Source organism: Cupriavidus sp. (genome assembly GCF_057315035.1).
This window is the reverse complement of sequence record NZ_DBHKYV010000035.1, coordinates 35,676-59,418: the sequence shown is the minus strand read 5'-3', so window position 1 is coordinate 59,418 and position 23,743 is coordinate 35,676. Positions and strand designations below refer to the sequence as shown.

22 protein-coding genes are annotated in these 23,743 nt (G+C 65.0%); 15 read left to right on the top strand and 7 right to left on the bottom strand.

The annotated features are described in order from the left end of the window. The first annotated feature begins 23 nt into the window (after positions 1-23). From ACO550_RS30240 to iscX, 10 genes are all read left to right on the top strand, one after another. Positions 24-503, top strand: a complete 480-nt coding sequence (locus ACO550_RS30240) for an arsenate reductase/protein-tyrosine-phosphatase family protein (protein WP_315598033.1) — start codon at positions 24-26, stop codon at positions 501-503. After that, positions 503-2,593, top strand: a complete 2,091-nt coding sequence (locus tag ACO550_RS30235) for a site-specific recombinase (protein WP_315598032.1) — start codon at positions 503-505, stop codon at positions 2,591-2,593. Before ACO550_RS30240 ends, ACO550_RS30235 begins: the two co-directional genes overlap by 1 nt. Before the next feature lie 97 nt (positions 2,594-2,690). Further along, on the top strand, positions 2,691-3,245 hold the full coding sequence (iscR, locus tag ACO550_RS30230; RefSeq protein ID WP_315598031.1) for a Fe-S cluster assembly transcriptional regulator IscR: 555 nt from the start codon (positions 2,691-2,693) through the stop codon (positions 3,243-3,245). A gap of 75 nt (positions 3,246-3,320) precedes the next feature. Then, complete coding sequence (locus tag ACO550_RS30225) at positions 3,321-4,541, top strand: IscS subfamily cysteine desulfurase (RefSeq protein WP_315598030.1); 1,221 nt, start codon at positions 3,321-3,323, stop codon at positions 4,539-4,541. Positions 4,542-4,596: 55 nt separating this feature from the next. Next, the gene (gene iscU / locus ACO550_RS30220; RefSeq protein ID WP_061956036.1) at positions 4,597-4,998 is read left to right on the top strand and encodes a Fe-S cluster assembly scaffold IscU; all 402 of its coding nucleotides are present in this window, start codon (positions 4,597-4,599) and stop codon (positions 4,996-4,998) included. 81 nt (positions 4,999-5,079) lie between these two features. Continuing rightward, entirely contained in the window at positions 5,080-5,400 is a 321-nt protein-coding gene (gene iscA, locus ACO550_RS30215) for an iron-sulfur cluster assembly protein IscA (protein ID WP_315598029.1), read from the top strand. Positions 5,401-5,503: 103 nt separating this feature from the next. Further along, positions 5,504-6,022 (top strand): Fe-S protein assembly co-chaperone HscB, encoded by a 519-nt coding sequence (hscB, locus tag ACO550_RS30210; protein ID WP_315598028.1) that lies wholly within the window; start codon positions 5,504-5,506, stop codon positions 6,020-6,022. A gap of 9 nt (positions 6,023-6,031) precedes the next feature. Beyond that, entirely contained in the window at positions 6,032-7,897 is a 1,866-nt protein-coding gene (gene hscA, locus ACO550_RS30205; protein ID WP_315598027.1) for a Fe-S protein assembly chaperone HscA, read from the top strand. 34 nt (positions 7,898-7,931) lie between these two features. Continuing rightward, the gene (gene fdx, locus ACO550_RS30200) at positions 7,932-8,270 is read left to right on the top strand and encodes an ISC system 2Fe-2S type ferredoxin (protein WP_315598026.1); all 339 of its coding nucleotides are present in this window, start codon (positions 7,932-7,934) and stop codon (positions 8,268-8,270) included. Between the two features lie 3 nt (positions 8,271-8,273). Next, entirely contained in the window at positions 8,274-8,468 is a 195-nt protein-coding gene (gene iscX / locus ACO550_RS30195; RefSeq protein ID WP_315598025.1) for a Fe-S cluster assembly protein IscX, read from the top strand. A 63-nt stretch (positions 8,469-8,531) separates the two neighbouring features. Here iscX and ACO550_RS30190 read toward each other — a convergent pair whose 3' ends face one another. The 5 genes from ACO550_RS30190 to prfB form a co-directional block, all read right to left on the bottom strand. Continuing rightward, positions 8,532-9,503, bottom strand: a complete 972-nt coding sequence (locus ACO550_RS30190) for a hypothetical protein (protein WP_315598024.1) — start codon at positions 9,501-9,503, stop codon at positions 8,532-8,534. Positions 9,504-9,687: 184 nt separating this feature from the next. Beyond that, positions 9,688-10,326 carry a glycine zipper 2TM domain-containing protein gene (locus tag ACO550_RS30185; protein ID WP_315598023.1) on the bottom strand — a complete coding sequence of 213 codons (639 nt, stop codon included), beginning with the start codon at positions 10,324-10,326 and terminating at the stop codon, positions 9,688-9,690. Between the two features lie 275 nt (positions 10,327-10,601). Next, a complete protein-coding gene (lysS, locus tag ACO550_RS30180; protein WP_315598022.1) occupies positions 10,602-12,149 on the bottom strand; it encodes a lysine--tRNA ligase in 1,548 nt (515 codons plus the stop codon). A 46-nt stretch (positions 12,150-12,195) separates the two neighbouring features. Continuing rightward, positions 12,196-12,966 (bottom strand): SDR family oxidoreductase, encoded by a 771-nt coding sequence (locus ACO550_RS30175; RefSeq protein ID WP_315598021.1) that lies wholly within the window; start codon positions 12,964-12,966, stop codon positions 12,196-12,198. 125 nt (positions 12,967-13,091) lie between these two features. After that, positions 13,092-14,196 (bottom strand): peptide chain release factor 2 gene (gene prfB, locus ACO550_RS30170; protein WP_315598020.1). Its coding sequence is split into 2 segments (ribosomal slippage): positions 13,092-14,114 and positions 14,116-14,196, totalling 1,104 coding nucleotides; the frame shifts between segments, so codons are not numbered across the junction. 184 nt (positions 14,197-14,380) lie between these two features. Here prfB and ACO550_RS30165 point away from each other — a divergent pair. Then, positions 14,381-15,100 carry a peptidoglycan DD-metalloendopeptidase family protein gene (locus ACO550_RS30165; protein WP_315598019.1) on the top strand — a complete coding sequence of 240 codons (720 nt, stop codon included), beginning with the start codon at positions 14,381-14,383 and terminating at the stop codon, positions 15,098-15,100. A 163-nt stretch (positions 15,101-15,263) separates the two neighbouring features. Here ACO550_RS30165 and recJ read toward each other — a convergent pair whose 3' ends face one another. Both recJ and ACO550_RS30155 read right to left on the bottom strand, forming a co-directional pair. Next, positions 15,264-16,964: a single-stranded-DNA-specific exonuclease RecJ gene (recJ, locus tag ACO550_RS30160; protein ID WP_315598018.1), complete on the bottom strand. Its 1,701-nt coding sequence runs from the start codon at positions 16,962-16,964 to the stop codon at positions 15,264-15,266. 24 nt (positions 16,965-16,988) lie between these two features. Next, positions 16,989-18,101 (bottom strand): hypothetical protein, encoded by a 1,113-nt coding sequence (locus ACO550_RS30155; RefSeq protein ID WP_315598017.1) that lies wholly within the window; start codon positions 18,099-18,101, stop codon positions 16,989-16,991. Positions 18,102-18,203: 102 nt separating this feature from the next. Between ACO550_RS30155 and ACO550_RS30150 the strand changes: the two genes are divergently transcribed. The 4 genes from ACO550_RS30150 to ACO550_RS30135 all read left to right on the top strand — a co-directional run bounded on the left by ACO550_RS30150 (position 18,204) and on the right by ACO550_RS30135 (position 23,739). After that, complete coding sequence (locus ACO550_RS30150) at positions 18,204-19,454, top strand: lipoprotein-releasing ABC transporter permease subunit (protein WP_315598016.1); 1,251 nt, start codon at positions 18,204-18,206, stop codon at positions 19,452-19,454. Between the two features lie 31 nt (positions 19,455-19,485). Next, positions 19,486-20,199 (top strand): ABC transporter ATP-binding protein, encoded by a 714-nt coding sequence (locus tag ACO550_RS30145; protein ID WP_315598038.1) that lies wholly within the window; start codon positions 19,486-19,488, stop codon positions 20,197-20,199. Positions 20,200-20,220: 21 nt separating this feature from the next. Next, positions 20,221-21,072, top strand: a complete 852-nt coding sequence (locus ACO550_RS30140; protein WP_315598015.1) for a TatD family hydrolase — start codon at positions 20,221-20,223, stop codon at positions 21,070-21,072. Positions 21,073-21,213: 141 nt separating this feature from the next. After that, positions 21,214-23,739 (top strand): DNA internalization-related competence protein ComEC/Rec2, encoded by a 2,526-nt coding sequence (locus ACO550_RS30135; protein ID WP_315598014.1) that lies wholly within the window; start codon positions 21,214-21,216, stop codon positions 23,737-23,739. Positions 23,740-23,743: the final 4 nt, after the last annotated feature.

The following is a 23,743-nucleotide window of genomic DNA, read 5'->3' as shown; positions in this document are numbered from 1 at the left end:
TTCGGGCGGTAAAATCGGCGCCGATGAAAAAATACGCAATCCTGATGTGCTGCATGGGCAATATCTGCCGTTCCCCGACGGCGGAGGGTGTCCTGCGCGCCAAACTGCAGGCCGCGGGCCTGACCGATCGTGTCGAGCTGGATTCGGCCGGCACGCATGACTATCACGTGGGCCGTGCACCGGACGCGCGCAGCCAGCGCCACGCGCTGCAGCGCGGCTACGACCTGTCCGCGCTGCGTGCGCGGCAGGTGGGCCGGGCCGATCTCGAGCGCTTTGACCTGGTGCTGGCGATGGACCACGCCAATCTGTCGGCGCTGCACCGGCTGCATCCCGAGGTCAGCCCGGACCGCCTGCGCCTGCTGATGAGCTTCGCCACGCACCACCGGGCCGACGAAGTGCCCGATCCCTACTACGGCGAGGGCGATGGCTTCGAGCGCGTGCTCGACTATATCGAGGATGCCTGCGACGGCCTGGTCGACGTGCTCAAGCAGAAGTTGGCCTGATGGTGCGTTCGCTGTTCCACAAATGGCGCAAGTGGCGCGAATCTCGCAATGCCAGCCTGCAACTCGATACCATCCTGGCCGCGGCCGACGCCGAGGCGCCGCTGGCAGACCGCAATGCGTGGCTGATCGAACTTGGTTACTGGCTGCGACGCGACGGTCAGCTCGGCGGCGAGCCCGCTGACGAGGTGTCCGGCGCACGCAGCTATCCCGCGCACGTACGCCTGCGCTACCTGCTGCAGGTGCTGGCGCGGCATCCGGATTGGGCCGAATCATTCGCGCGCACCGTACGATCGATCGTGCGCGATAACGATCCCACCTCATTGTTCTGCGATACCGGCGTGGCCTCCCACCCCGGTATCTGGAGCGAGATGCTTGACCGGCTGCAGGCCCATTTTCTGCCGCCTCCACCGAATCGCGGCGATATGGCCGGGCTGTTCGCGCAGGTTTTCCTCGACGAGAACGATGCGGCCTGGGTCGATGCGCTGGACAAGGAACTTGTCGAACGGCTGGCTGGCGCGGTGCTGGCCGGAGCCGAAGAAGGCGCCGAGCGCTTCCGCACGGCGCGGGAGGCCGCGCTGCTGACCAGCATTCAGGTGCTGGTCAGCCAGGTCAAGGCAACCGGGCTCAGCCAGGCGATACGTTCGCGTCTGCACGGGCGCGTGGAGGAGACGCCATTCTTCCGGCTCGATACGGCCGTCGCGGCCTTGTGTGAAGAAGGGCTGACGCACACCGATGAAGTATTCGGGCACCGCCTGAACTATCTGCGCGCCTTGCTCGATGGCTGCCTGACGGCGGCGCGCCAGGTCTACGAGGACCTCGAGGAAAATGGCGTATCGGTCGAGGTAGTGTTCCAGATCGAGCGGATGAAGGCCCGCCTGGCGCGTATCGACCTGCTGCTCAACGCATGGGTCGATCCGTCGCATCACGAGCGCCACGCGCACCTGGTTGCCGAGCTGATCCGTTCCACCCAGGCCCGGCGCAGTGTCGGCCATCTGCTGGGCACATCGTTCGCGCAACTGGCGCGCAAGGTCGTGGAGCGTTCGGCCGAGACTGGCGAGCACTACATCACGCGCGACCGCAAGGAATATGGCGAACTGATGCGCGCGGCTGCCGGTGGCGGACTCGTGACCGTGCTGACGGTCTACCTGAAGTTCCTGATCTACGGCCTGCATCTCGACAAGTTCGTCGAGGGCTTCCTGGCGTCGCTGAACTACGCGGGCAGCTTCCTGGCGATCCATTTCGCGCACTTCACGCTGGCTACCAAGCAGCCGGCCATGACCGGGCCCGCGCTCGCGCATCGGCTCGACGGGGTGGGGCGGCCCGAAGGGCGCGAGCTGTTTGTCGACGACACGATCGCGATGATCCGCTCGAATGCGGCCGCGATCTTCGGCAACCTGTCAGTGGTGTTTCCGGTGGCGCTGATCATCCAGTGGCTGGCGGCCAAGCTGCTCAACACCAACCTGATCACGCCGGCCAAGGCGATTGCCACGATCGAGTCGTTCTCGATCCTCGGGCCCACGCCGTTCTACGCGATCTTCACCGGGGTGCTGCTCTGGTTGTCGAGCCTGATTGCCGGCTGGGCCGACAACTGGTTCGCGCTCCATCGCGTCCATGACGTGATGGCCTATAACCGGCGGCTACGCTATGTCTTCGGCCAGCATGGCGCGATGCGCATGGCCGATTTCTGGAAGCGCAATGTGTCAGGCATCACGGCCAATGTCTCGCTCGGGTTCCTGCTGGGCCTGGGGCCGGAGATCCTGAGCTTTGTCGGGCCCCATGTCGAGGTGCGGCACGTGACGCTTTCCACCGGTTCGGTGGGGACCGCGATAGGGGTGCTGGGGCTCGATGCGCTGCGCATGCCGGCGTTGTGGCTGGCAGTGGCCGGCATTGCGCTGATGGGCGTGTTGAACGTGGTGGTGAGTTTTGCGCTGGCCTTCTATATGGCGCTGCGCTCACGCAATCTGCGTCGGGTCGACCGCAAGGCACTCGTGGCCGCGGTGCGCCGGCGCATCCTCCGGCACCCGTTGTCGTTGCTGGTGCCACCGCGCCAGAAGACCGGCTCGAACCCGGCCGCGACCCCATCGTTATAGCTGGCGGAACACTGCATTGCAGCAAGAGGTACTTGACTGATTTAGTCGGGATATTTAAACTCGAGCGAAATTCTCAAGTATTCCCTCCCCGAGCATCATGAGACTGACCACCAAAGGCCGTTTCGCGGTAACCGCCATGATCGACCTGGCCATGCGCCAGGATCAGGGACCTGTCACATTGGCAGGCATCAGCCAGCGGCAAAAGATTTCCCTCTCCTACCTGGAGCAGCTGTTCGGCAAGCTGCGCCGTCACGAGATCGTGGAAAGCGTGCGCGGCCCGGGCGGTGGATACAGCCTTGCGCGCAAGGCGGAGGACGTCACGGTGGCGGACATCATCATCGCCGTGGACGAACCGCTCGACGCCACCCAATGCGGTGGAAAGGGCAATTGTAACGGAGACGAAGGCACTGGTCGCTGCATGACCCACGAGCTGTGGGCCACGCTGAACCAGAAAATGGTCGAGTATCTCGATTCCGTCTCCCTGAAGAACCTGGTTGACCAGCAACGCGAGCGCCAGCCCGCTGTGTTGCGCGACATGCGCGAAGACGCCGCGCAGCAACCGGTGGCCGTGTCGCGTGGCAAATCCGATAAAAAGGAAAAGCCCGCCCACCCCCGCATGGTCAATTCGGTATTCAGCCTTGCGCAGTCCTGAGCAAGGTTGCAGTAGCCGCACTAAACTATCGGTAGGCATTACGCAATAAGCGACCCCTATAAGGCAGTCATAACGATGAGCACCACCCCACATTTCCCGATCTACATGGATTACTCGGCCACCACGCCGGTGGACCCGCGCGTGGCGGACAAGATGATTCCGTACCTGCGCGAGCAGTTCGGCAATCCGGCCTCGCGCAGCCACGCCTATGGCTGGGATGCCGAGCGCGCGGTGGAAGAGGCGCGCGAGCAGGTCGCCGCACTGGTGGGCGCCGATCCGCGCGAGATCGTGTGGACGTCGGGCGCGACCGAGTCGGACAACCTTGGCATCAAGGGCGCGGCCAATTTTTACTCGGGCAAGGGCAAGCACATCATCACCGTGAAGACCGAGCACAAGGCCGTGCTGGACACCACGCGTGAGCTGGAGCGCCAGGGCTTCGAGGTCACGTACCTCGACGTCAAGGATGACGGCCTGATCGACATGGATGTGTTCAAGCAGGCGATCCGCCCGGACACGATCCTGGTGTCGGTGATGCTGGTGAACAACGAGATCGGCGTGATCCAGGACGTCGAACAGATTGGCGAGATCTGCCGCGAGAAGGGCATCATCTTCCATTGCGACGCCGCGCAGGCCACCGGCAAGGTCAAGATCGACCTGGCCACGCTCAAGTGCGACCTGATGTCGTTCTCGGCCCACAAGACCTATGGTCCGAAGGGCATCGGCGCGTTGTACGTGCGTCGCAAGCCGCGCGTGCGCATCGAGGCGCAGATGCACGGTGGCGGCCACGAGCGCGGCATGCGTTCGGGCACGCTGGCCACGCACCAGATCGTCGGCATGGGCGAAGCGTTCCGCCTGGCTCGCGAGGAAATGGCCACCGAGAACGAGCGTATCCGCATGCTGCGTGACCGCCTGTGGAATGGCCTGTCGTCGATGGAAGAGGTGTACCTGAACGGTTCGATGGAACATCGCGTGCCGCACAACCTCAATGTCAGCTTCAACTTCGTCGAAGGCGAGTCGCTGATCATGGCCATCAAGGACGTGGCCGTGTCGTCGGGCTCGGCCTGCACCTCGGCCTCGCTGGAGCCGTCGTACGTGCTGCGCGCCCTGGGCCGCAACGACGAGCTGGCGCATAGCTCGATCCGCTTCACGGTCGGCCGTTTCACGACCGAAGCCGAGGTCGACTACACCGTCGAGCTGCTCAAGAACAAGATCGGCAAGCTGCGCGACCTGTCGCCGCTGTGGGAAATGTTCAAGGATGGCGTCGACCTGAATTCGATCCAGTGGGCCGCGCACTGAACGCAGCCCGCAGCAACAAGAAAAACCCCATAAAGATTCGTCAGAGGTAGCCAAAATGTCTTACAGCAACAAGGTTCTCGACCACTATGAAAATCCGCGCAATGTCGGTTCTTTCGACAAGAACGACGACGCGGTGGGTACCGGCATGGTCGGCGCCCCGGCCTGCGGCGACGTGATGAAGCTGCAGATCAAGGTGAATGAAGCTGGTGTGATCGAAGACGCCAAGTTCAAGACCTACGGTTGCGGCTCGGCCATCGCGTCGTCGTCGCTGGTGACCGAATGGGTCAAGGGCAAGACCGTGGACCAGGCGCTGGAAATCAAGAACACGCAGATCGCCGAGGAACTGGCGCTGCCGCCGGTGAAGATCCACTGCTCGATCCTGGCGGAAGATGCCATCAAGGCGGCCGTCGAGGATTACAAGAAGAAGCACGGCGGTGCCGAGCAGAAGGCTGCCTGACAGGCGCGTTCCGCTTCAGATGGTTGGTGTGGCTGCGTGCGGTGGGATCCGCCGCGCGTGGCGTTCGACAGCAAGGCAAAGATGATCACAATGACCGAAAAGGCGGCGAAGCACGTCGCCCGCTACCTGGAACGTCGCGGCAAGGGCCTGGGCCTGCGCCTGGGCGTGAAGACCACCGGCTGCTCGGGCCTGGCGTACAAGCTCGAGTATGTGGACGAGGTTCAGCCAGAAGACCAGGTATTCGAGTCGCATGGCATCAAGGTGATCGTGGATCCGAAGAGCCTGGCATATATCGACGGTACCGAACTCGATTTCGCACGCGAGGGATTGAACGAAGGCTTCAAGTTCAACAATCCGAACGTCAAGGACGAGTGCGGCTGCGGCGAGTCGTTCCGGGTCTGACGGCCTGTGCCGCGCCCGCGTTGTTTCAAAGCGGGGCGCGGCAACACGACAAGGGGCGGCATGGCCGCTCCTTTTTGTTGGGAAAGCTTTTGAAAGACGCGCTTTGAAAGACGATTTCTTTTCGCTGTTCGGGCTGCCTGCCCGTTATGAAGTGGACGAGGCCGCGCTGGACGCGGCCTATCGCACGGTCCAGTCGCAGGCGCACCCCGACCGCTTCGCCAATGCCGGCGATGCCGAACGGCGCGTGGCCATGCAGTGGGCCGCGCATGCCAACGAGGCCTACCGCACGCTGCGCCAGCCGTTGAAGCGCGCGATCTACCTGCTGCACCTGCGCGGTGTCGATATCCAGGCCGAAAGCAATACGGCGATGGCGCCGGCCTTCCTGATGCAGCAGATGGAATGGCGCGAGGCGTTGCAGGATGCGGTAGAGGCGCGCGCGGTGGACCAGCTCGACGGCCTGCTGCGCAGCCTGCGCCAGGAAAAGCGCGAACGCCACGCGGCGCTGGGCGCGCTGCTCGACGCGGGCGACAACGATGCCGCCGGCGCCGCGGCACGCCAGCTGATGTTTATCGAGAAGATCGAGCACGACGCCAGCGAGGCGATCGATCGACTCGAAGATTAGAAGATTCCCATGGCACTGCTCCAGATTTCAGAACCCGGCATGTCCCCGGCGCCGCATCAGCGCCGGCTGGCAGTCGGTATCGACCTCGGCACCACCAATTCGCTGGTGGCGGCCGTGCGCAACAGCATTCCCGAAGTCCTGCCCGACGAAAGTGGCCGCGCGTTGCTGCCGTCAGTGGTGCGCTACCTGCCCAACGGCACCGCGCACATTGGCTACAAGGCCCAGGACGAGGCGGTGCGCGACCCCAAGAACACGATCATCTCGGCCAAGCGCTTCATGGGCCGTGGCCTGCGCGACGTGGCCAATATCGAGCATAGCCCGTACGACTTTGTCGATGCGCCGGGCATGTTGCAGCTGAAGACCGCGGCCGGCATCAAGAGCCCGGTCGAGGTGTCCGCCGAGATCCTGGCCACGCTGCGCCAGCGCGCCGAGGATTCACTGGGCGATGACCTGGTCGGTGCCGTGATCACGGTGCCCGCGTACTTCGACGACGCGCAACGCCAGGCCACCAAGGATGCGGCGCAACTGGCCGGGCTCGATGTGCTGCGCCTGCTCAACGAGCCGACCGCGGCCGCGATTGCCTACGGTCTCGACAACGCCGCCGAAGGTATCTACGCGGTGTACGACCTTGGTGGCGGCACGTTCGATATCTCGGTGCTCAAGCTGACCAAGGGCGTGTTCGAGGTGATGTCGACTGGCGGCGATTCCGCGCTTGGCGGCGACGATTTCGACCAGCGCCTGCTGTGCTGGATCGTCGAGCAAGCCGGCCTGCAGCCGTTGTCGGCCGAAGACACGCGTTTGCTGATGGTGCGTTCGCGCGCGGCCAAGGAAGCGCTGTCGTCCAGCGACAGCACGGTCATCGACGCCGTGCTGACGAGCGGCGAGATCGTGCACTTGCCCCTGGACGCGGAAACTTTTATCGGGATCACCTCCAACCTCGTGCAGAAGACGCTGGCGCCGGTGCGCAAGGCGCTGCGCGACGCTGGCGTGACCCCTGACGACGTGAAAGGTGTGGTGCTGGTGGGCGGTGCCACGCGCATGCCGGCCATCCGCAAGGCCGTGGGCGAGTACTTTGGCCAGCAGCCGCTGACCAACCTCGATCCGGACAAGGTAGTGGCGCTCGGTGCCGCGATGCAGGCCAACCTGCTGGCCGGCAATCATGCTCCGGGCGACGACTGGCTGCTGCTCGACGTGATCCCGCTGTCGCTGGGCGTGGAGACCATGGGTGGGCTGGTCGAGAAGATCATCCCGCGCAACAGCACGATTCCCGTGGCGCGCGCGCAAGAATTCACCACGTTCAAGGACGGCCAGACCGCCATGGCCATTCACGTGCTGCAAGGCGAGCGCGAACTGGCCAGCGATTGCCGTTCGCTCGCGCGCTTCGAGCTGCGTGGCATTCCGCCGATGGTGGCAGGTGCGGCACGCATTCGCGTGACCTATCAGGTCGATGCGGATGGCCTGCTCTCGGTGTCTGCCCGCGAGACCAATTCGGGCGTGGAAGCCTCGGTGTCGGTCAAGCCGTCATACGGTCTGGCCGACGACGATATCGCGCGCATGCTGCAGGAGAGCTTCCGCGAGGCAGAACACGACATGAAGAGTCGCGCGCTGGCCGAGGAACGCGTCGAGGCCGAGCGTCTGGTCGAAGCCACCACGCGTGCGCTGGACGTCGATGGCGATCTGCTGTCACCCGACGAGCGCGTAGCCGTCGATGCGCTGATCGGCAAGGTGCGCGAGATTGCCGGCGGTGAAGATCATCACGCGATCAAGGCCGCCGTGGAGCAGTTGTCGCACGGTACCGATGAATTCGCCGCACGCCGCATGGACCGCTCGATCAAGAGCGCACTGGCCGGCAAGAAGGTGCAGGAGCTCGGCTGAGCGCCGCTGCTGCTTCAGAGAGAACAGGATAGAAATGCCACAGATCATCGTTTTGCCACACGTCGAGTTGTGTCCCGAAGGCGCTGTGTTCGAAGCCAGCACCGGTACCAGCATTTGCGACGCGCTGCTGAACAACAATATCAACATCGAGCATGCGTGCGAGAAATCGTGCGCCTGCACCACGTGTCACGTGGTGGTGCGCGAGGGCTTCAACTCGCTCGAGGACGCCGAAGAGAAAGAGGAAGACCTGCTCGACAAGGCGTGGGGGCTGGAGCCCAAGTCGCGGCTGTCGTGCCAGGCACTGGTGGCCGACACCGACCTGACCGTCGAGATTCCGAAGTACACGATCAATCATGCCAAGGAAGGTCACTAAGCCATGAAATGGACCGATACCTACGATATCGCCGCCGCACTGTACGACAAGTTTCCTGATGTCGATCCGGTGATGGTGCGTTTCACGCAACTGCGCCAGTGGGTGCTGGAACTCGACGGTTTCAGCGACCTGCCCGAGCGTTCGGGCGAGAAGATCCTCGAGGCCATCCAGGCTGCCTGGATCGAGGAAGCCGCGTAAGTCTGTACAAGCCTGCACAAGGCTTTCTTTCTCTCCCGCCGCTGCGGGAGAGAAAGGTGGATATCAGAACCGGTATCCCACACCTGCCAGGAACACATCCGTGTCCCGGTCATATCCCGTCACCGTCCGATTCCACGATACCCGTGCCAGCCAGTGCTGGCTGATGCGGTAGCTTGCCGACATCGTCAGCAGGCCCGACCAGCGTGAAGGGTCGTCTGTTCCGCTGCGGCCGCGTTCGCTGAGATCGATCGCATAGTAGGGCCCGGCGCCCACGCCGAGCGTCAACGCATCGCCGAAGAACGCACGTTCAAGCCATAGCTGCGCGGCCAAGCCATTGCGACGCAGGGCAGAGTTCTCCCCCTCATTGATATAGCTCAGCGTGCCCGACACATAGCGGGCCAGTCCGCGCCGATACTCGACAGCCTTGGCAAATGACGTCTGCGAGTCGAAGGTGTTCACGATGGTCTGGCCCAGGAACACCGTCAGCTCATTCTGCGTGACCTTGTCAGTGCGCGATGGTGGGGGCACCACAGGCCCGCCCCGGTCGCCGCGATCGAGCTGGTAGCCGACGCCGACCAGCAAGGTATTGGTCTTGATGCTCGACGGCGTTTGCGTGCGGTTGTAGCGTGCCTGTACCATCCACGGCCCACCGTTGACATACCAGGTAGCCGACACGCTGGCCAGCAGGCCCCAGCCATGGTGGTCGTCGGAACTGCCATCGGCGTTGCGATCGGTAGTGTCGAAATAGCGGTAGGGACCGGCGCCGACCGCCAGGTTGAAGTGCCGGTCGGCAAATGGATAGCGCCACCATAGCTGTACGCTGTGGCCATCCCGATGGTGATTCGTGACATGACCCTCGTTCAGGTACGTGAACGAGGCATACCAGTTTTCGGCCAGGTTGTGCTGGTAGCTATAGGCATAGCCATAGCTGGTTTCGCCGCCGGTATCGGTGCGTTGCAGTCCGCCCAGTACCAGTGCTTCCTGCGCGCGCACCGTCGTCGACCATATTGACGTACCCAACAGCAATGCAGTCACGCAAACCTTCGCGCACAGGCGCTGCGATCTGGAAAAGGCGATTTCAGGTTGCATGATTGGCCGATTGGCGCGGGAGATACGCGTAGTAGGCCATCATAACCACGAAGGCCGGCAAAATGCCGGCCTTCTGTGTGTGCTTGGTAACGCGGAATATTTCGTGCGGTTTTGAGTGTGTCGGCCTGTGTCAGCCGGTTACGAGCACCCCGCGCTCCAGGTGCACGCGCTGGCCCACATCAACTCCCGGAGGGTTCTGGTAAGTGAAGGTGCGGCGCGAGCCATCGTCCATCTTCACGCTGACGCGGTACGACTTGTTGGTATTCAGCTTCTTCTCGGCGTAATTGCCGCCGAAACCGCCCGCTGCCGCACCGGCCACGGTACCCAGAATCCGGCCATTGCCGTTGCCGATCTGGTTGCCGAGCAGGCCGCCCACTACCGCGCCACCGACCGCGCCGAGCCCACTGGTAGGCTTCTCTGCTTCCACTACCTGCACGCCCGTCACGTGTCCGGCCGTATGGCTCGGCGCTGCGGCGGGCCGGGGTTCAGCCTGCGGTTGCACCTGGGCCTGCTGGCTCTCATAGGCCGGCGGGCGGGTAGTGGATCCCGGAGCCGGGGCCTGGCTGGTCATGGGTGCGGTGGATTGCGTGGTGCTGTACTGCGGGCCGGCATCGCGCGTGCCCTGTGTGGCATTGCCGAGCGGCAATACGCCCGTAACAGCGGCTACTGCGGTCAGGCTGGCAACTACCACGGCCACGGCAGCCGCACCCAGCAGCGGATGCAGGCGACGCGATGGCGGCAGGGTAGGAAGGGTTTGCGGACCAGACATTTGTTGTTCTCCAGATTCACTGCGTGTTGCGCAGCGGATATCTCAAGTCTGTCTGAATCGGCGAATGAAATCCGTTTGATTTTGTAAGGATCTGTAGCCCAGAAAACCTATGAAAATCAGTGTGTTGGATGAGTGCGGAGGGAAAGCGCAGCGATGATGTAACACTTGCTGCTGAAAGCTCCCCTCTCCCGCACGCGGGAGAGGGGCTGGGGGAGAGGGTCAGCGGTTCAATCAACGAAAGATCGCGAATTGCACCGCGTTGCTGCAGAAGCCGTTCAATCTTCCCGGCGCAGATGCGGGAACAGGATCACGTCGCGGATGTTCGGGCTATCGGTCAGCAGCATCACCAGGCGGTCGATGCCGATGCCGCAGCCGCCGGTCGGAGGCATGCCGTACTCGAGCGCGCGGATGTAATCGGCATCGAAGTACATCGCTTCCTCGTCGCCGGCATCCTTCTGTTCGACCTGCTTGCGGAAGCGTTCAGCCTGGTCTTCCGGATCGTTGAGCTCCGAGAAGCCATTGGCGATCTCGCGACCCGTGATGAACAGCTCGAAGCGTTCCGTGATGCCGGGCTGCGTGTCCGAACCGCGCGCCAGCGGCGACACTTCAACCGGGTAGTCGACGATGAAGGTCGGCTCCCACAGTTGCGATTCGGCGGTTTCCTCGAACAGCACCAGTTGCAGCGTGCCCAGGCCCGCGTTCAGGAACTGCGGCGCGGCGGTGTTGATCTTGAACTTGCCCTTCAGTTCGCCACGCAGGAAATCTGCATCGGCCAGTTGCGCATCGGTGTACTCCGGTGCGAACTTCTGGATCGCCTGGCAGATCGTCAGGCGGTGGAACGGCTTCGACAAGTCCAGTTCGCGGTCCTGGTAGGTCAGCGTGGCGCTGCCGCGCGCGTCGATTGCCGCCTGGCGGATCAGGTTCTCGGTGAAGTCCATCAGCCAGCGGTAGTCCGTGTAGGCCGCGTAGAACTCCATCATCGTGAACTCGGGGTTGTGGCGCGGGCTCACCCCTTCGTTACGGAAGTTGCGGTTGATCTCGAACACGCGCTCGAAGCCGCCCACGATCAGGCGCTTCAGGTAGAGCTCGGGCGCGATGCGCAGGAACATCTGCATGTCCAGCGCGTTGTGGTGCGTGATGAACGGCTTGGCTGCCGCGCCGCCCGGAATCGGGTGCAGCATCGGCGTTTCCACTTCCATGAAGCCTGCATCGGCCATATGGCGGCGCAGCGACGACATGGCGTTGGTGCGGGCGCGGAACGTGTCGCGCGTTTCAGGCGAGACGATCAGGTCCACATAACGCTGGCGGTATTTGGTTTCCTGGTCGGCCAGGCCGTGGAACTTGTCCGGCAGCGGGCGCAGGCTCTTCGACAGCAGGCGCAGTTCGCGCACCTGTACCGACAGTTCGCCCTTGTTGGTGCGGAACAGCTCGCCACGCGCGCTGATGATGTCGCCCAGGTCCCAATGCTTGAACGCGGCGTAGACATCCTCGCCCACCTTGTCGCGCGTGATGTAGAACTGGATCTGGCCGCTGCCGTCCTGCACGGTGGCAAAGCTGGCCTTGCCCATCACGCGCTTGAGCATCATGCGGCCGGCGATGGACACTTCAACCGGGCTCGCTTCCAGCGTTGCCTGGTCGGTCTCGCCATATTGGGCGTGCAGGGCGCCGGCCTGGTGTGTCGGACGGAAGTCGTTGGGGAAGGCAATGCCTTGCTCGCGCAGGGCCTGCAATTTCTCGCGCCGCTCAGCGATGATCTTGTTCTCGTCTACGGCAGGCGCTTCTGCGGCAGGCGTGCCGGCTGGCGTGCGGGTCGGTTCAGTCATGATGTGGGATTCGGTCGCGCGGAGCGGGCCCCGCGCGTCAGTCGGTTCAATAGTTGCGAATGTCGTCGAGTTCGGTCTTGCCGAAATCGGCGCGGTCGAGATAGGTGACGATACGTTGGGCAACGTCCACCGGCGATGCCAGCTGGTCGTTGGCCTTGAGGTCGCGGAAGCGCTGCACCTGCGCGAAATCGGCGCCGCGGATGGTTTCCTGCATGCCGGTATCCACCACGCCCGGAGCCAGTGCCACGGCGCGTACCGCGCGCCCGTCGGGCAGGCCCGCGTACTCGGCGTTGACCGAGCGGATGAACATGTCCAGGCCAGCCTTGCCGGCACAGTACGCGCTCCAGCCCGGTACCGGATTGCGTGCCGCGCCCGACGAGATCGCCAGCACCTTGCGCGGGCAATCGAAGCGCGCGCTGCCTTCGATAAACGCGCCCGTCATCGTCATCGGCGTGACCAGGTTGGTCTGCAGATGCGGAACCAGCGAATTCTCATGGAGCTCGGTGATCGGGCCGATCGGTTCCACCACGCCTGCGTTCAGGACCAGCGTCACGCTGGCCGGCGCATCGTCCACGGCCTCGAGCACGCTGGCCAGCCAGCCGGCCGAAGGGCCCGGCTGCGACAGATCCTGCAGGTGCCAGGCTACCGGCACACCGCTGGCCGTTGCTTCGGCTTCGAGTTCGGTGTTGCGGCTGCGGGCTACAGCAATGACGCGGTTGCCCGGCTTGAGCAGCGCACGCACGAGTGCCGCGCCCAGGCCGCGCGAGGAGCCGGTGACGATGTAGAGGTGGGTGGAGCGGGGCGTTCCGGTGGTCATGAGGTGGACCTTGTTCTGTGAAACGGCTTCGGGTGGATGGCTGGGTCGTTGCGGTAACGCCGCGCCAATGCATCGAGACATTGGCGCGGCGTTACCTCGCGGGTCTGTCGCAGGTCTTGCGGCGCTTACAGGCCCTGTTTCAGGCTGGCCTCGATGAACGGATCGAGATCGCCGTCGAGCACCTTCTGCGTGTTGGACATTTCCACATTGGTGCGCAGGTCCTTGATGCGGCTCTGGTCCAGCACGTACGAGCGGATCTGGTGGCCCCAACCCACATCGGTCTTGCCGGCTTCGAGCTTGTCGGCCTCGGCCTGGCGCTTGCGCATCTCATGCTCGTACAGGCGTGACTTCAGCATCGACATGGCTTCGGCACGGTTGCGGTGCTGCGAACGGTCGTTCTGGCACTGCACGACGATACCGGTCGGAATATGCGTGATACGCACGGCCGAATCGGTCTTGTTGATGTGCTGGCCACCGGCACCCGATGCGCGGTACGTGTCCACACGCAGGTCGGCCGGGTTGACTTCCACTTCGAACGACTCATCCACCTCGGGGTAGACGAACACCGACGAGAACGACGTATGGCGCCCGCCCGACGAATCGAACGGCGACTTGCGCACCAGGCGGTGCACGCCGGTTTCCGTGCGCAGGTAACCGAAAGCGTATTCGCCTTCGATCTTGATCGTCGCGCTCTTGATGCCGGCCACGTCGCCTTCGGACTCTTCCAGCACCTCGGCCTTGAAGCCCTTGCGCTCGCAGTACTTCAGGTACTGGCGCAGCAGCATCGAGGCCCAGTCGCACGCCTCGGTACCGCCGGCGCCGGCCTGGATGTCGATGAACGCATTGGCCTGGTCCATCTCGCCCGAGAACATGCGGCGGAATTCCATGTCCGCGACGATGGCCTCGAAGCCCTGCACGTCCGTTTCGATCGATTCGAGCGTCTCGTCGTCACCTTCCTCGCGCGCGAGTTCGAACAGCTCGTCCGTGCCGCTGAGGTCGTCGGTGAGCTTGCCGAGCGTCTGCACGACGGCTTCCAGGGCCTTCTTTTCCTTGCCCAGGTCCTGGGCGCGCTTGGGGTTGTTCCAGACCGCAGGGTCTTCCAGCAGTCCGTTGACTTCGTCTAGGCGGTTTTCTTTGACATCGTAGTCAAAGATACCCCCGTAGATCTTCCGTTCGCGAACGGAGATCGGAGATGGCACCGGAGATGGCGTTGAGGCGTTCTGCTTCCATTGAAATTGAGATTCCTGCGCTTGAAAAACGTTGAATTATAGCGGATCGGCGCAGCATTTCCGGACCGGATCGGCCCGCTGCCCGCACAATGCGTGCGAACTGTTCGAGTTGCGAACGGTCTATTGCAAGACTTTGCGCGACTTGGGCGACAATAGCGCCCACGATCAGGAGCATTACCGGACGCATGACAGCACACCACGATAGAACGGGCGGGTACCGCCGCCGCGCGCTGGGCCGGTTGGCCGCGCTTTCCATGGCCGCGCTGCTGGCCGCCTGCGGCACCGTGCCGAGCGAGCCGGCACCCGAAGGCTACTACCGCGTCGAGCGCGGCGATACGCTGTATTCGATTGCCCGGCGCCACAACCGCTCGGTGGCGGAACTGTCGCGCTGGAGCAACCTGCCCGACAGCAACCAGATTGAAGTCGGGCAGTTGATTCGCGTCAAGCCACCGGCTGGAGCCGGGCTGTCGGCCGCCAAGGCTGCCGACAAGCCTGCCGTCGTGGACACGCCCGCCCGCAGCCCGGACACCACGCCGTCGAAGCCACCCGCCAGCGCGATCAGCCTGCAGTGGCCGGCCGATGGCCGCATCACGGGCCGCTATGCACCGCCGGCCGAAAAGGGCCTGCGCATCGAGGTGCCAGCCGGCGGCACGGTGCGCGCCGCTGCCGCGGGTTGGGCGATCCACGTCGGCACGCTGCGCGGCTATGGCCAGCTTGTCATCGTCAAGCACAACGACGACTGGCTGACCGTGTACGGCAACCTCGACAAGACCCTGGTAAAGGAAGGCGCGCGCGTCGCGGCCGGGCAAGACATCGGCAGCATGACCAATGCCAGCGAACTGCATTTCGAAGTGCGCGGCAACGGCAAGCCAATGAATCCGGCGAATTATCTGCCGTCACGCTGAAACGACCCTGCTGGTTTGCTCCCCTCGCCCGCATGGCGGGAGAGGGGCAGGGGGAGAGGGCCAGCGGTTCAAATAGCGACTGTGGCAAGCAGAACCTCATGCCCTCTCCCCCAACCCCTCTCCCGCGCGCGGGAGAGGGGAGAGAACACACACACGCACTACGTTACTGCGCGTGTTCCACCACCAGTTGTACGCGTGTCACGCCGTTGAACGTGTTGTTGTCGAGCCGGTAGGCCACCAGTGCGCTTGCGCCATCCAGCGCGTCGGCGTGGTTGAACCAGATCGCGTCGAAGCGCTGGCTGCCGCGTCCGAGTTGCAGCTTCAGGTGCTTGCCCTTGAGCACGGTCTGGCGCAGTACCTCGAACTCACCTGAGAACGTGGGCGGCGGAAAGCCCTGGCCCCAGACGTGGCCTTCGAGCAGCGTGACGAATTCCGGGCTGAAGCAGCCGTCGTCGATGTCGCCATCGGTTTCGATCACGCGCGCCAGTTGTTCCTCGTTGAGCCATTCGCGCCCCACTGCTTCGAAGGCCGCCACGAACGTATCGAAATCCTTGGCGCGCACGGTCAGGCCGGCTGCCATGGCATGGCCGCCGAACTTCACCAGCAGGCCCGGATGGCGCTTGGACACCAGGTCCAGCGCGTCGCGCAGGTGGAATCCCGGAATCGAGCGGCCCGAGCCCTTGACGTGCTCTTCGTCGCCCGGCGCGAACGTAATGGTCGGGCGGTGGAATTTTTCCTTGAGCCGCGAGGCCACGATGCCGATCACGCCCTGGTGCCAGGTCTCGTGGAACACGCTGATCGTGAAGCGCGACGCCGGGTCCAGCCCGGCCAGCGGCTGCTCCAGGATCTGTAGTGCCTCCTGTTGCATGCCCGCCTCGATATCGCGTCGCTCACGGTTCATGCCGTCCAGTTCCTGGGCGATTTCCCATGCGCGGTTGGCGTCGTCGGTCAGCAGGCATTCAATGCCCAGCGACATGTCGGCCAGCCGTCCCGCCGCATTGAGGCGCGGCCCGAGTCCGAAGCCGAGGTCGAACGTATTGGCGCGCGCCGCCTCGCGGCCGGCAGCGCGGAACAGCGCTGCCACGCCCGGGTGCATGCGCCCCGCGCGCATGCGCTTGAGGCCCTGTGCCACCAGGATACGGTTGTTGGTGTCGAGCTTGACCACGTCGGCTACGGTGCCCAGCGCCACCAGGTCGAGCAGCGTTTGCAACGGCGGCTGCGTGGCCGGCGTGTACACGCCGCGGCTGCGCAGTTCCGCGCGCAGCGCCAGCAGCACGTAGAACATCACGCCCACGCCAGCCAGGTTCTTGCTCGGGAATTCGCACCCCGGCTGGTTCGGGTTCACGATCACCGCGGCATCGGGCAATTCGGCGCCCGGCAGGTGGTGATCGGTCACCACCACGTCGATGCCGCGTGCATTGGCTGCCGCCACGCCATCGACACTGGCGATGCCGTTGTCGACCGTGACGATCACATCGGGCTGTTGCTGCGCGGCCAGTGCGACGATTTCGGGCGTCAGGCCGTAGCCGTACTCGAAGCGGTTCGGCACGATGTAGTCCACGCGCGCGCCGAGCATGCGCAGGCCGCGCACACCCACGGCGCAGGCCGTGGCGCCGTCGCAGTCGTAGTCGGCCACGATCAGCAGCTTGCGGTTGGCGGCAATCGCGTCGGCCAGGTATGCGGCGGCGTGGCCGATGCCTTTCATCGCCGCGGGCGGTATCAGTTCCGGCAGGTCGGTGGCCAGCTCGGACGGGTGCAGCACGCCGCGTGCCGACAGGATGCGTGCCAGCGTGGGATGCAGGCCGGCTGCGGCCAGCACGCCCGCGTGGTCATCGGAATAGGAGCGGATGGCAATCCGGGTCATGGTAGGTCCTGTATTCGGTTCGGCTCAGGCGGCCATGGCCAGGTTCGAGAGCAGTGCGCGCCAGTCGCCACGCGTACCCATGCCACGCCAGAACTTGCGCAGGTCGGCACGTGTCACGTTGAACTCGGCAAAGTGGTTCTCGCCACCCAGCACCAGCGTGACCGACTGGATCTGACCCGCGGTCAGCGCATCGAGCACCGGCTGGAACCATTCGGCATCGAGCGTGTGCATCCGGTCGAGCCACAGGCCCCAGTCGGCGGCGATATGCGCTTCGGTGGCACTGTCGAGCATCGTCAGCACGGTGCCGTTGGCATTGCCGGCATCGGCAAAACGCGCCGGCTGCGCACCGACCTGGCTGCCGCCGGCCAGTGCCAGGCCGGTCAGGAACGGATCGTCGGTCAGTACCGTGTCGGCCAGCTTGGCCACCTTGCCGGCCATGCCGCCGCCATGCAGCCAGACCGAGTTGACCGGCAGGCGGCCGTCGGCCTCGCGCGCTTCGTTGACCGGGTGGGCGTGCCAGGTCATCTGGATCTCGTTCTGCAGCCGGCGCCAGTCACGGGCACGCGGGCCGGCCTGCATCCAGATGTCGATATTGCGGCCCGTGGCCCGTACCGGCGTGGTGGCGAGCAGGTCGCCAAAGGTGTCTGCGGGCAGATACCAGCGCGCCGGGTGCGGTGCATCGAGCCCGATGCCGGATTCGACCAACAGGTCGGCAATGGCGGCGCGCAAGGCGTCGGACTCCTCGGCACGGATGTCGAGCTGGTCGGGGTGCATCAGCACCAGGTGGTCGCGCGCGGCATGGATATGCACTGGCTGCAGGCAGGCCCAGCCCGCCTCGGGCGCCGGATCCGCCGGGGAGCCGGCGGCATGGTCGGCCAGGCGCATAAAGGGCGCAGTCGGCACCTGCAGGGTGTCCAAACCGGCGCGGCCGGCCAGCCAGCGCTCCTGCGGCAGCGTGCGCAGATAGGGGTCGTCGTGCGTTTCGCGGGGTCCCGGCGTGGCGCGCGTCAGCAACTTTCCGAGCGCGGGCAACTCCAACTGGCGCAGCAGCGCGCCAGGGACGACATCGTCCGTGGCGTCGTCGCCGGCGCCAGGCGGGACGGAAAAAGGCACAATCAGGGTCAGGTGCGTCATCATGGTTGACGAGATTGTAAACTTCCGGCTGGCCGGCGCCAGTTTTCCGTCACCCGTGGCGGCAAGCCAGGGCGCCGACGCGTTTCCAGAACTACAGGACTCCTCTTGAACTTTCCTTACGAGTGGCAGATCGGCTGGCGATATACCCGCGCAAGCAAGCGCGCCAGCCGCAATACGTTCATTTCGTTCATTTCGATGATCTCGATGCTCGGCATCGCGCTGGGCGTGGCGGCGCTGATCGTCGTGCTGTCGGTCATGAACGGTTTCCAGAAGGAAGTACGCGACCGCATGCTGTCGGTGCTTTCGCATATCGAAGTCATCGGGGCCGGTCCGTTGCAGGACTGGCAGAAAACCGCTGGCGAAGCCGAGCGCAACAAGGAAGTGGTGGGTGCCGCGCCATATGTGGCGGCGCAGGCCATGCTGACGCGCGACGACGCCGTGCGCGGGGTACTGCTGCGTGGCGTGGACCCGGCCCAGGAACCCAAGGTGTCAGACATCGGCAGCCAGTTCCGCGCGGGCAGCATGAACGCGCTGGTGCCGGGCGGCTTTGATATCGCGCTGGGCAGCGAACTGGCCAATGCGCTGGGCGTGCGGGTTGGCGACAAGGTCACGCTGGTGGCGCCGCAAGGCACCATCACGCCGGCCGGCATCCTGCCACGGCTCAAGCAGTTCACCGTGGTTGGCGTGTTCTCGTCGGGGCACTATGAGTTCGACAGTGCGCTGGCGCTGGTCAACATGGAGGACGCCGAAGTGCTGTTCCGCCAGAATGGCCCGTCCGGCGTGCGGCTTAAGCTGCAGGACATGCAACGTGCGCCGCAGGTGGCGCAGGAGCTGGCCACCACCATGACCGGCGACCTGTACCTGCGCGACTGGTCCAAGCAGAACCGCAACTGGTTTGCCGCCGTGCAGACCGAGAAGCGCATGATGTTCATCATCCTGACGCTGATCATTGCGGTGGCTGCGTTCAATCTGGTCTCCACGCTGGTGATGACCGTGACCGACAAGCAGGCCGATATCGCGATCCTGCGCACCATGGGCGCGCAGCCGCGCTCGATCATGAAGATCTTTATCGTGCAGGGCGTGGCCATCGGCTTTATCGGCACCGTGCTCGGCGTGCTGGGCGGCACGCTGATTGCGACCAATATCGACGTGATCGTGCCCTTTATCGAACGGGTGCTGCACGTGCAGTTCCTGCCCAAGGACATCTACTTCATCAGCGAATTGCCTTCGGATCCCCGCGTGAACGATATCGCCACCATCGGCATCATTTCCTTTGTACTGGCCACGCTGGCCACGATCTACCCGAGCTGGCGTGCGGCCCGCGTGAACCCGGCGGAGGCGTTGCGCTATGAGTGATTCGACGCTGCTGCAGGAAGTATCGTCGGCGATGCCCGACCAGCCCGGGCTGGCGGCGCAGACCGGTGCGCCGGTGCTGGTGGCCGAGGGCCTGACCAAGCGGTTCAGCCAGGGCGGACTCGATGTGGAGGTGCTGCGCGGTGTGGACGTACGCGTCAATGCCGGCGAGAAGGTAGCCATCGTCGGCGCATCGGGATCGGGCAAATCGACGCTGCTGCATGTGCTGGGCGGCCTCGACAATCCCGACGCGGGCCGCGTGGCACTGCTCGGCAAGCCATTTACGGCACTGCGCGAGAAAGAGCGCAATATCGTGCGCAACCGCTCTCTGGGGTTTGTCTACCAGTTCCACCACCTGCTGCCGGAGTTCACCGCACTCGACAATGTGGCGATGCCGATGCGGATTCGCGGTCTCAAGGAGCATGCGGCGCGCGAAGCCGCGCAGGCGGTGCTGGAGCGCGTTGGCCTGGGCGGTCGCGCCAGGCATCGGCCGGGCGAGTTGTCCGGCGGTGAGCGCCAGCGCGTGGCAATTGCCCGTGCGCTGGTGGGGCAGCCGGCCTGCGTGCTGGCCGATGAGCCGACCGGCAATCTGGACGACCACACCGCTGGTGGCGTGTACGACCTGATGCTCGACCTGTCGCGCACGCTTGGCACGAGCTTCGTGATCGTGACGCACGACATGGACCTGGCCGGCCGCTGCGACCGGATCTACCGTCTGCGCGACGGTCACCTGCATCAGGAACGTTGAGCGCTCCGACGCGTTAGCCCCATGTGGATCGACACCCATTGCCACCTTGATGCCGGCGAGTTCGAGGCCGACCGCGCCAGCGTCACCGCGGCCGCCGCTGCGGCCGGCGTCACGGGCATCGTGCTGCCGGCGGTGGCGGTGTCCAACTTCGAGGCCGTGCGCGCGCTGGCGCATGGCGGTCCCTATGGTGGACCAAACGGTGGCACCCATTGCGTCTATGCGCTGGGCATCCACCCGCTGTGCACGCCAGGCGCGGGGCAGGCCGATCTCGATGCGTTGCGGCAGCAGGTGGCGGCGTCGATCGACGATGAGCGACTGGTTGCCATCGGCGAAATCGGCCTCGATTTTTTCGTGCCGGGTCTCGACGCCGCGCACCAGACCTGGCTCTACACCGAACAACTGAAGATCGCACGCGAGTTCGACCTGCCCGTGCTGCTGCATGTGCGCAAGTCGCAGGATCAGGTCTACGCCGGCTTGCGCCGCGTGGGCGTGCGCCAGGGCATCGCGCACGCATTCAATGGCAGCCATGAACAGGCGCGCCGCTACGCCGAGCATGGCATGAAGCTTGGCTTCGGCGGCAACGTGACCTTCTCGCGCGCCAGGCAGATTCGCCGTCTTGCGGTGGACTTGCCGATCGAGTCCATCGTGCTGGAAACGGACGCCCCCGACATTGCGCCCGCGTGGCTGTCTGACGACCAGTTTGGCGAACAGCACAAGGCACGCAATACGCCGGCCGAGGTGGCTGGGGTGGCGCGTGTGATGGCCGAACTGCGCGGCATGGCGGAGCGCGACCTGGCGGACATCATGTGGCGCAATGCCGTGGCCGCGCTGCCGCGCCTGAACGCCTTCGTGGACCTCATGGCGCCGCGCTGACTGGCGTCTTCCCGCCCTCCGACTACTGCCGGTCGATTTAACACATCGACACACCGACGCATCGTTCGGACACGTTTTTCCACCTGTTTCCCCGCTACAAATACGCCCTCGGTCCTGCAAGACGGCAGAGGGAGAGGCGTGATGCGCGTGGCGTTGCTGGCATTCGTGGCGGGCTGCTGGCTGCTGCAGCAACAGGGCGACTTGCCGGATGCGCGCCAGTGGCTATGGCTGGCAGGAGCCTGCACCGTTGGTGTGATCGCATGCATGGTGCTGGGGGCAGTGCGGCAGCGCGCGCCGCGGATCCAGTACGTGCATTGGTGCCTCGCGGCGGCGGCGGTGGGCATGATCGGATTCGCGTGGGCCGCGTGGCGGGCCGAAGTCCGGATCACCCGCTGGCTCGCGCCGGAGATGGCTGCGCGGGACCTCGTTGTGGAAGGCATCGTGGCGGGCCTACCCGATGTTGCCGAGCATGGCACGCGCTTCGTGTTCAACGCCGAGCGGTGGCGCGATGACCCTGCCGGGCGTGACGACGCGACGCGCGGTCACGCGATGCCGGCGCGGCTGCTGCTGACGTGGCGCGAGATGCCCGAGCGCGTGCAGCCCGGGCAGCGCTACCGGCTCACGGTGCGTTTGCGCAGGCCGCGCGGGCTCGCGAATCCGCACGGGTTCGACTACGGATACTGGTTGCTGGCCGAGGGTATCGACGCAACCGGCTATGCGCGTGCAGGCACGTTGTTGGCGGGTGCGTCGGGGCAGGGCAATGGCGCGGATGCGGCAGGCCAGGCGCGGATTCCATGGGCCGTTCGCATCGCAATGTGGCGCGCCGACATACGTGACCATCTGCGCGCCGTGCTCGCGCCAGACGCCCGCTACGGACCCGTCCTGATCGCGCTGGTCATTGGCGACCAGCGTGGCATCGCGCAGGCGGACTGGGAGATTTTCCGGCGCACCGGTATCTCGCATCTGGTCAGCATCTCTGGCCTGCATATCACGATGATTGCTGGCGTGGCAGGTGCGCTGGCGCGATGGCTGTGGCGGCACTCGTTCGGCATCGGGAGGCTGCTGCGCCGCCCGCTGCCGCTGGTCTGGCCAGCACAGCACGCGGCGCTGGTGGTCACGGTGCTGGCCGCGCTCGGCTACGGCCTGGTCGCCGGCATGCAGATTCCCGCGCTGCGTACCGTCACGATGCTGACCGTCGCGGCAGTTGCATTGTGGGGTGGACGGGCGCCGCCGGTGTCGGTGGTGCTGGCATGGGCGGCGGCAGTGGCGGTGGCAATCGACCCGTGGGCAGTGATGGCACCGGGCTTCTGGCTGTCCTTTGGCGCCGTGGCGGTGATCTTTCTCCATGCACACGACGATGATGCAGCGGCGCGGGATGCGCGCTCGGCGCGACATGATGGACACCGCAAGCCGGGGCGGCTGATGCGCATGCGGGCTGGCATCGTCGGCGCGGCGCGTACGCAATGGGCCGTGACTGTCGGGCTGGTGCCGCTGACGCTGCTGCTGTTCGGGCAGGTATCGGTGGTATCGGGGGTGGCCAATGCCGTCGCCATTCCCGTGGTGAGTCTGCTGGTCACGCCGTTGGCGCTGGCTGGGGCGGTATTCCCCGAGGGGCTGGCCAGGTTGGCGCTCGGCATTGCGCATGTCGCGTTGCAGTGGCTGGTCGATGGGCTGTCCTGGCTGGCCGCGCCGACATGGGCAGTGTGGGAGGCGGCGCATCCACGCTGGTGGGTGACGGCGTTAGCCTTGGCAGGCGTGGTGCTCGCGCTGTTGCCGGGACTGCGACGGCTGCCGCGCTGGTGTGGCGGCCTGCTGATGCTGCCGATGCTGCTGGCAGGGCGGGCGCCAGTCGCGTATGGCGAGATCCGGGTCACGGTGCTCGACATCGGGCAGGGCAATGCCGTGCTGGTAGAGACCGACAGCCATGCATTGCTCTACGACACGGGACCGGCCTATGCGTCGGGAGCCACTGCTGGCGGGCAGGTCATCGTGCCGTATTTGCGGGCGGCTGGCATACGCGCGCTCGATATGCTGATGATCAGCCATGAGGATGCCGATCACGCGGGCGGTGTACGCGACGTGCTGCGCGCGGTACCGGTGTCGGCACGCCTCACGGCAGCACCCCTCGATCACAGAATGCTTGGGGGCAGCGCTGGCTGGCAGCACTGTGTCGGCGGCGTGGGTTGGGACTGGGATGGTGTACGGTTCGACATCCTGCATCCATCGGCCGATGAACTGTCAGCGGGGCGACTGCGCAGCAATGCGCGTAGTTGCGTGCTGCGCATTGCCACGGCGCATCGCAGCGTACTGCTGACTGGCGATATCGGTGAGCGGGAGGAACTGCGGCTGGTGGAGCGCGAGGCTGCGGCGATGCTGCGCGCCGATATCCTGCTGGTGCCGCATCATGGCAGCGGCACCTCATCGCATGCGAAGTTTCTGCGCGCAGTGCAACCGGAGATGGCAATGTTCCAGCTGGGTTTTGCCAACCGCTACCGGCATCCGCGTGCGGACGTCTGGCGACGTTACGAGCGCGCCGGTATTGCGCGGTACCGGACCGACGAGACGGGAGCCCTGTCGATCTCTACTCACGGGAACGCCTATCAGGTGGTGCCCTATCGGCAGCAGAATCGGCGCTACTGGCGCGATGCGCCGCCAGCGCCGCGCTAGCGTG

Bases quoted from the DNA above. Each gene is read 5' to 3' on its own strand.
- ACO550_RS30240 (WP_315598033.1), top strand. From the start codon at position 24: ATGAAAAAATACGCAATCCTGATGTGCTGCATGGGCAATATCTGCCGT.
- ACO550_RS30235 (WP_315598032.1), top strand. From the start codon at position 503: ATGGTGCGTTCGCTGTTCCACAAATGGCGCAAGTGGCGCGAATCTCGC.
- iscR (WP_315598031.1), top strand. From the start codon at position 2,691: ATGAGACTGACCACCAAAGGCCGTTTCGCGGTAACCGCCATGATCGAC.
- ACO550_RS30225 (WP_315598030.1), top strand. From the start codon at position 3,321: ATGAGCACCACCCCACATTTCCCGATCTACATGGATTACTCGGCCACC.
- iscU (WP_061956036.1), top strand. From the start codon at position 4,597: ATGTCTTACAGCAACAAGGTTCTCGACCACTATGAAAATCCGCGCAAT.
- iscA (WP_315598029.1), top strand. From the start codon at position 5,080: ATGATCACAATGACCGAAAAGGCGGCGAAGCACGTCGCCCGCTACCTG.
- hscA (WP_315598027.1), top strand. From the start codon at position 6,032: ATGGCACTGCTCCAGATTTCAGAACCCGGCATGTCCCCGGCGCCGCAT.
- fdx (WP_315598026.1), top strand. From the start codon at position 7,932: ATGCCACAGATCATCGTTTTGCCACACGTCGAGTTGTGTCCCGAAGGC.
- iscX (WP_315598025.1), top strand. From the start codon at position 8,274: ATGAAATGGACCGATACCTACGATATCGCCGCCGCACTGTACGACAAG.
- ACO550_RS30185 (WP_315598023.1), bottom strand. From the start codon at position 10,326: ATGTCTGGTCCGCAAACCCTTCCTACCCTGCCGCCATCGCGTCGCCTG.
- lysS (WP_315598022.1), bottom strand. From the start codon at position 12,149: ATGACTGAACCGACCCGCACGCCAGCCGGCACGCCTGCCGCAGAAGCG.
- ACO550_RS30175 (WP_315598021.1), bottom strand. From the start codon at position 12,966: ATGACCACCGGAACGCCCCGCTCCACCCACCTCTACATCGTCACCGGC.
- ACO550_RS30165 (WP_315598019.1), top strand. From the start codon at position 14,381: ATGACAGCACACCACGATAGAACGGGCGGGTACCGCCGCCGCGCGCTG.
- recJ (WP_315598018.1), bottom strand. From the start codon at position 16,964: ATGACCCGGATTGCCATCCGCTCCTATTCCGATGACCACGCGGGCGTG.
- ACO550_RS30155 (WP_315598017.1), bottom strand. From the start codon at position 18,101: ATGATGACGCACCTGACCCTGATTGTGCCTTTTTCCGTCCCGCCTGGC.
- ACO550_RS30145 (WP_315598038.1), top strand. From the start codon at position 19,486: ATGCCCGACCAGCCCGGGCTGGCGGCGCAGACCGGTGCGCCGGTGCTG.
- ACO550_RS30140 (WP_315598015.1), top strand. From the start codon at position 20,221: ATGTGGATCGACACCCATTGCCACCTTGATGCCGGCGAGTTCGAGGCC.
- ACO550_RS30135 (WP_315598014.1), top strand. From the start codon at position 21,214: ATGCGCGTGGCGTTGCTGGCATTCGTGGCGGGCTGCTGGCTGCTGCAG.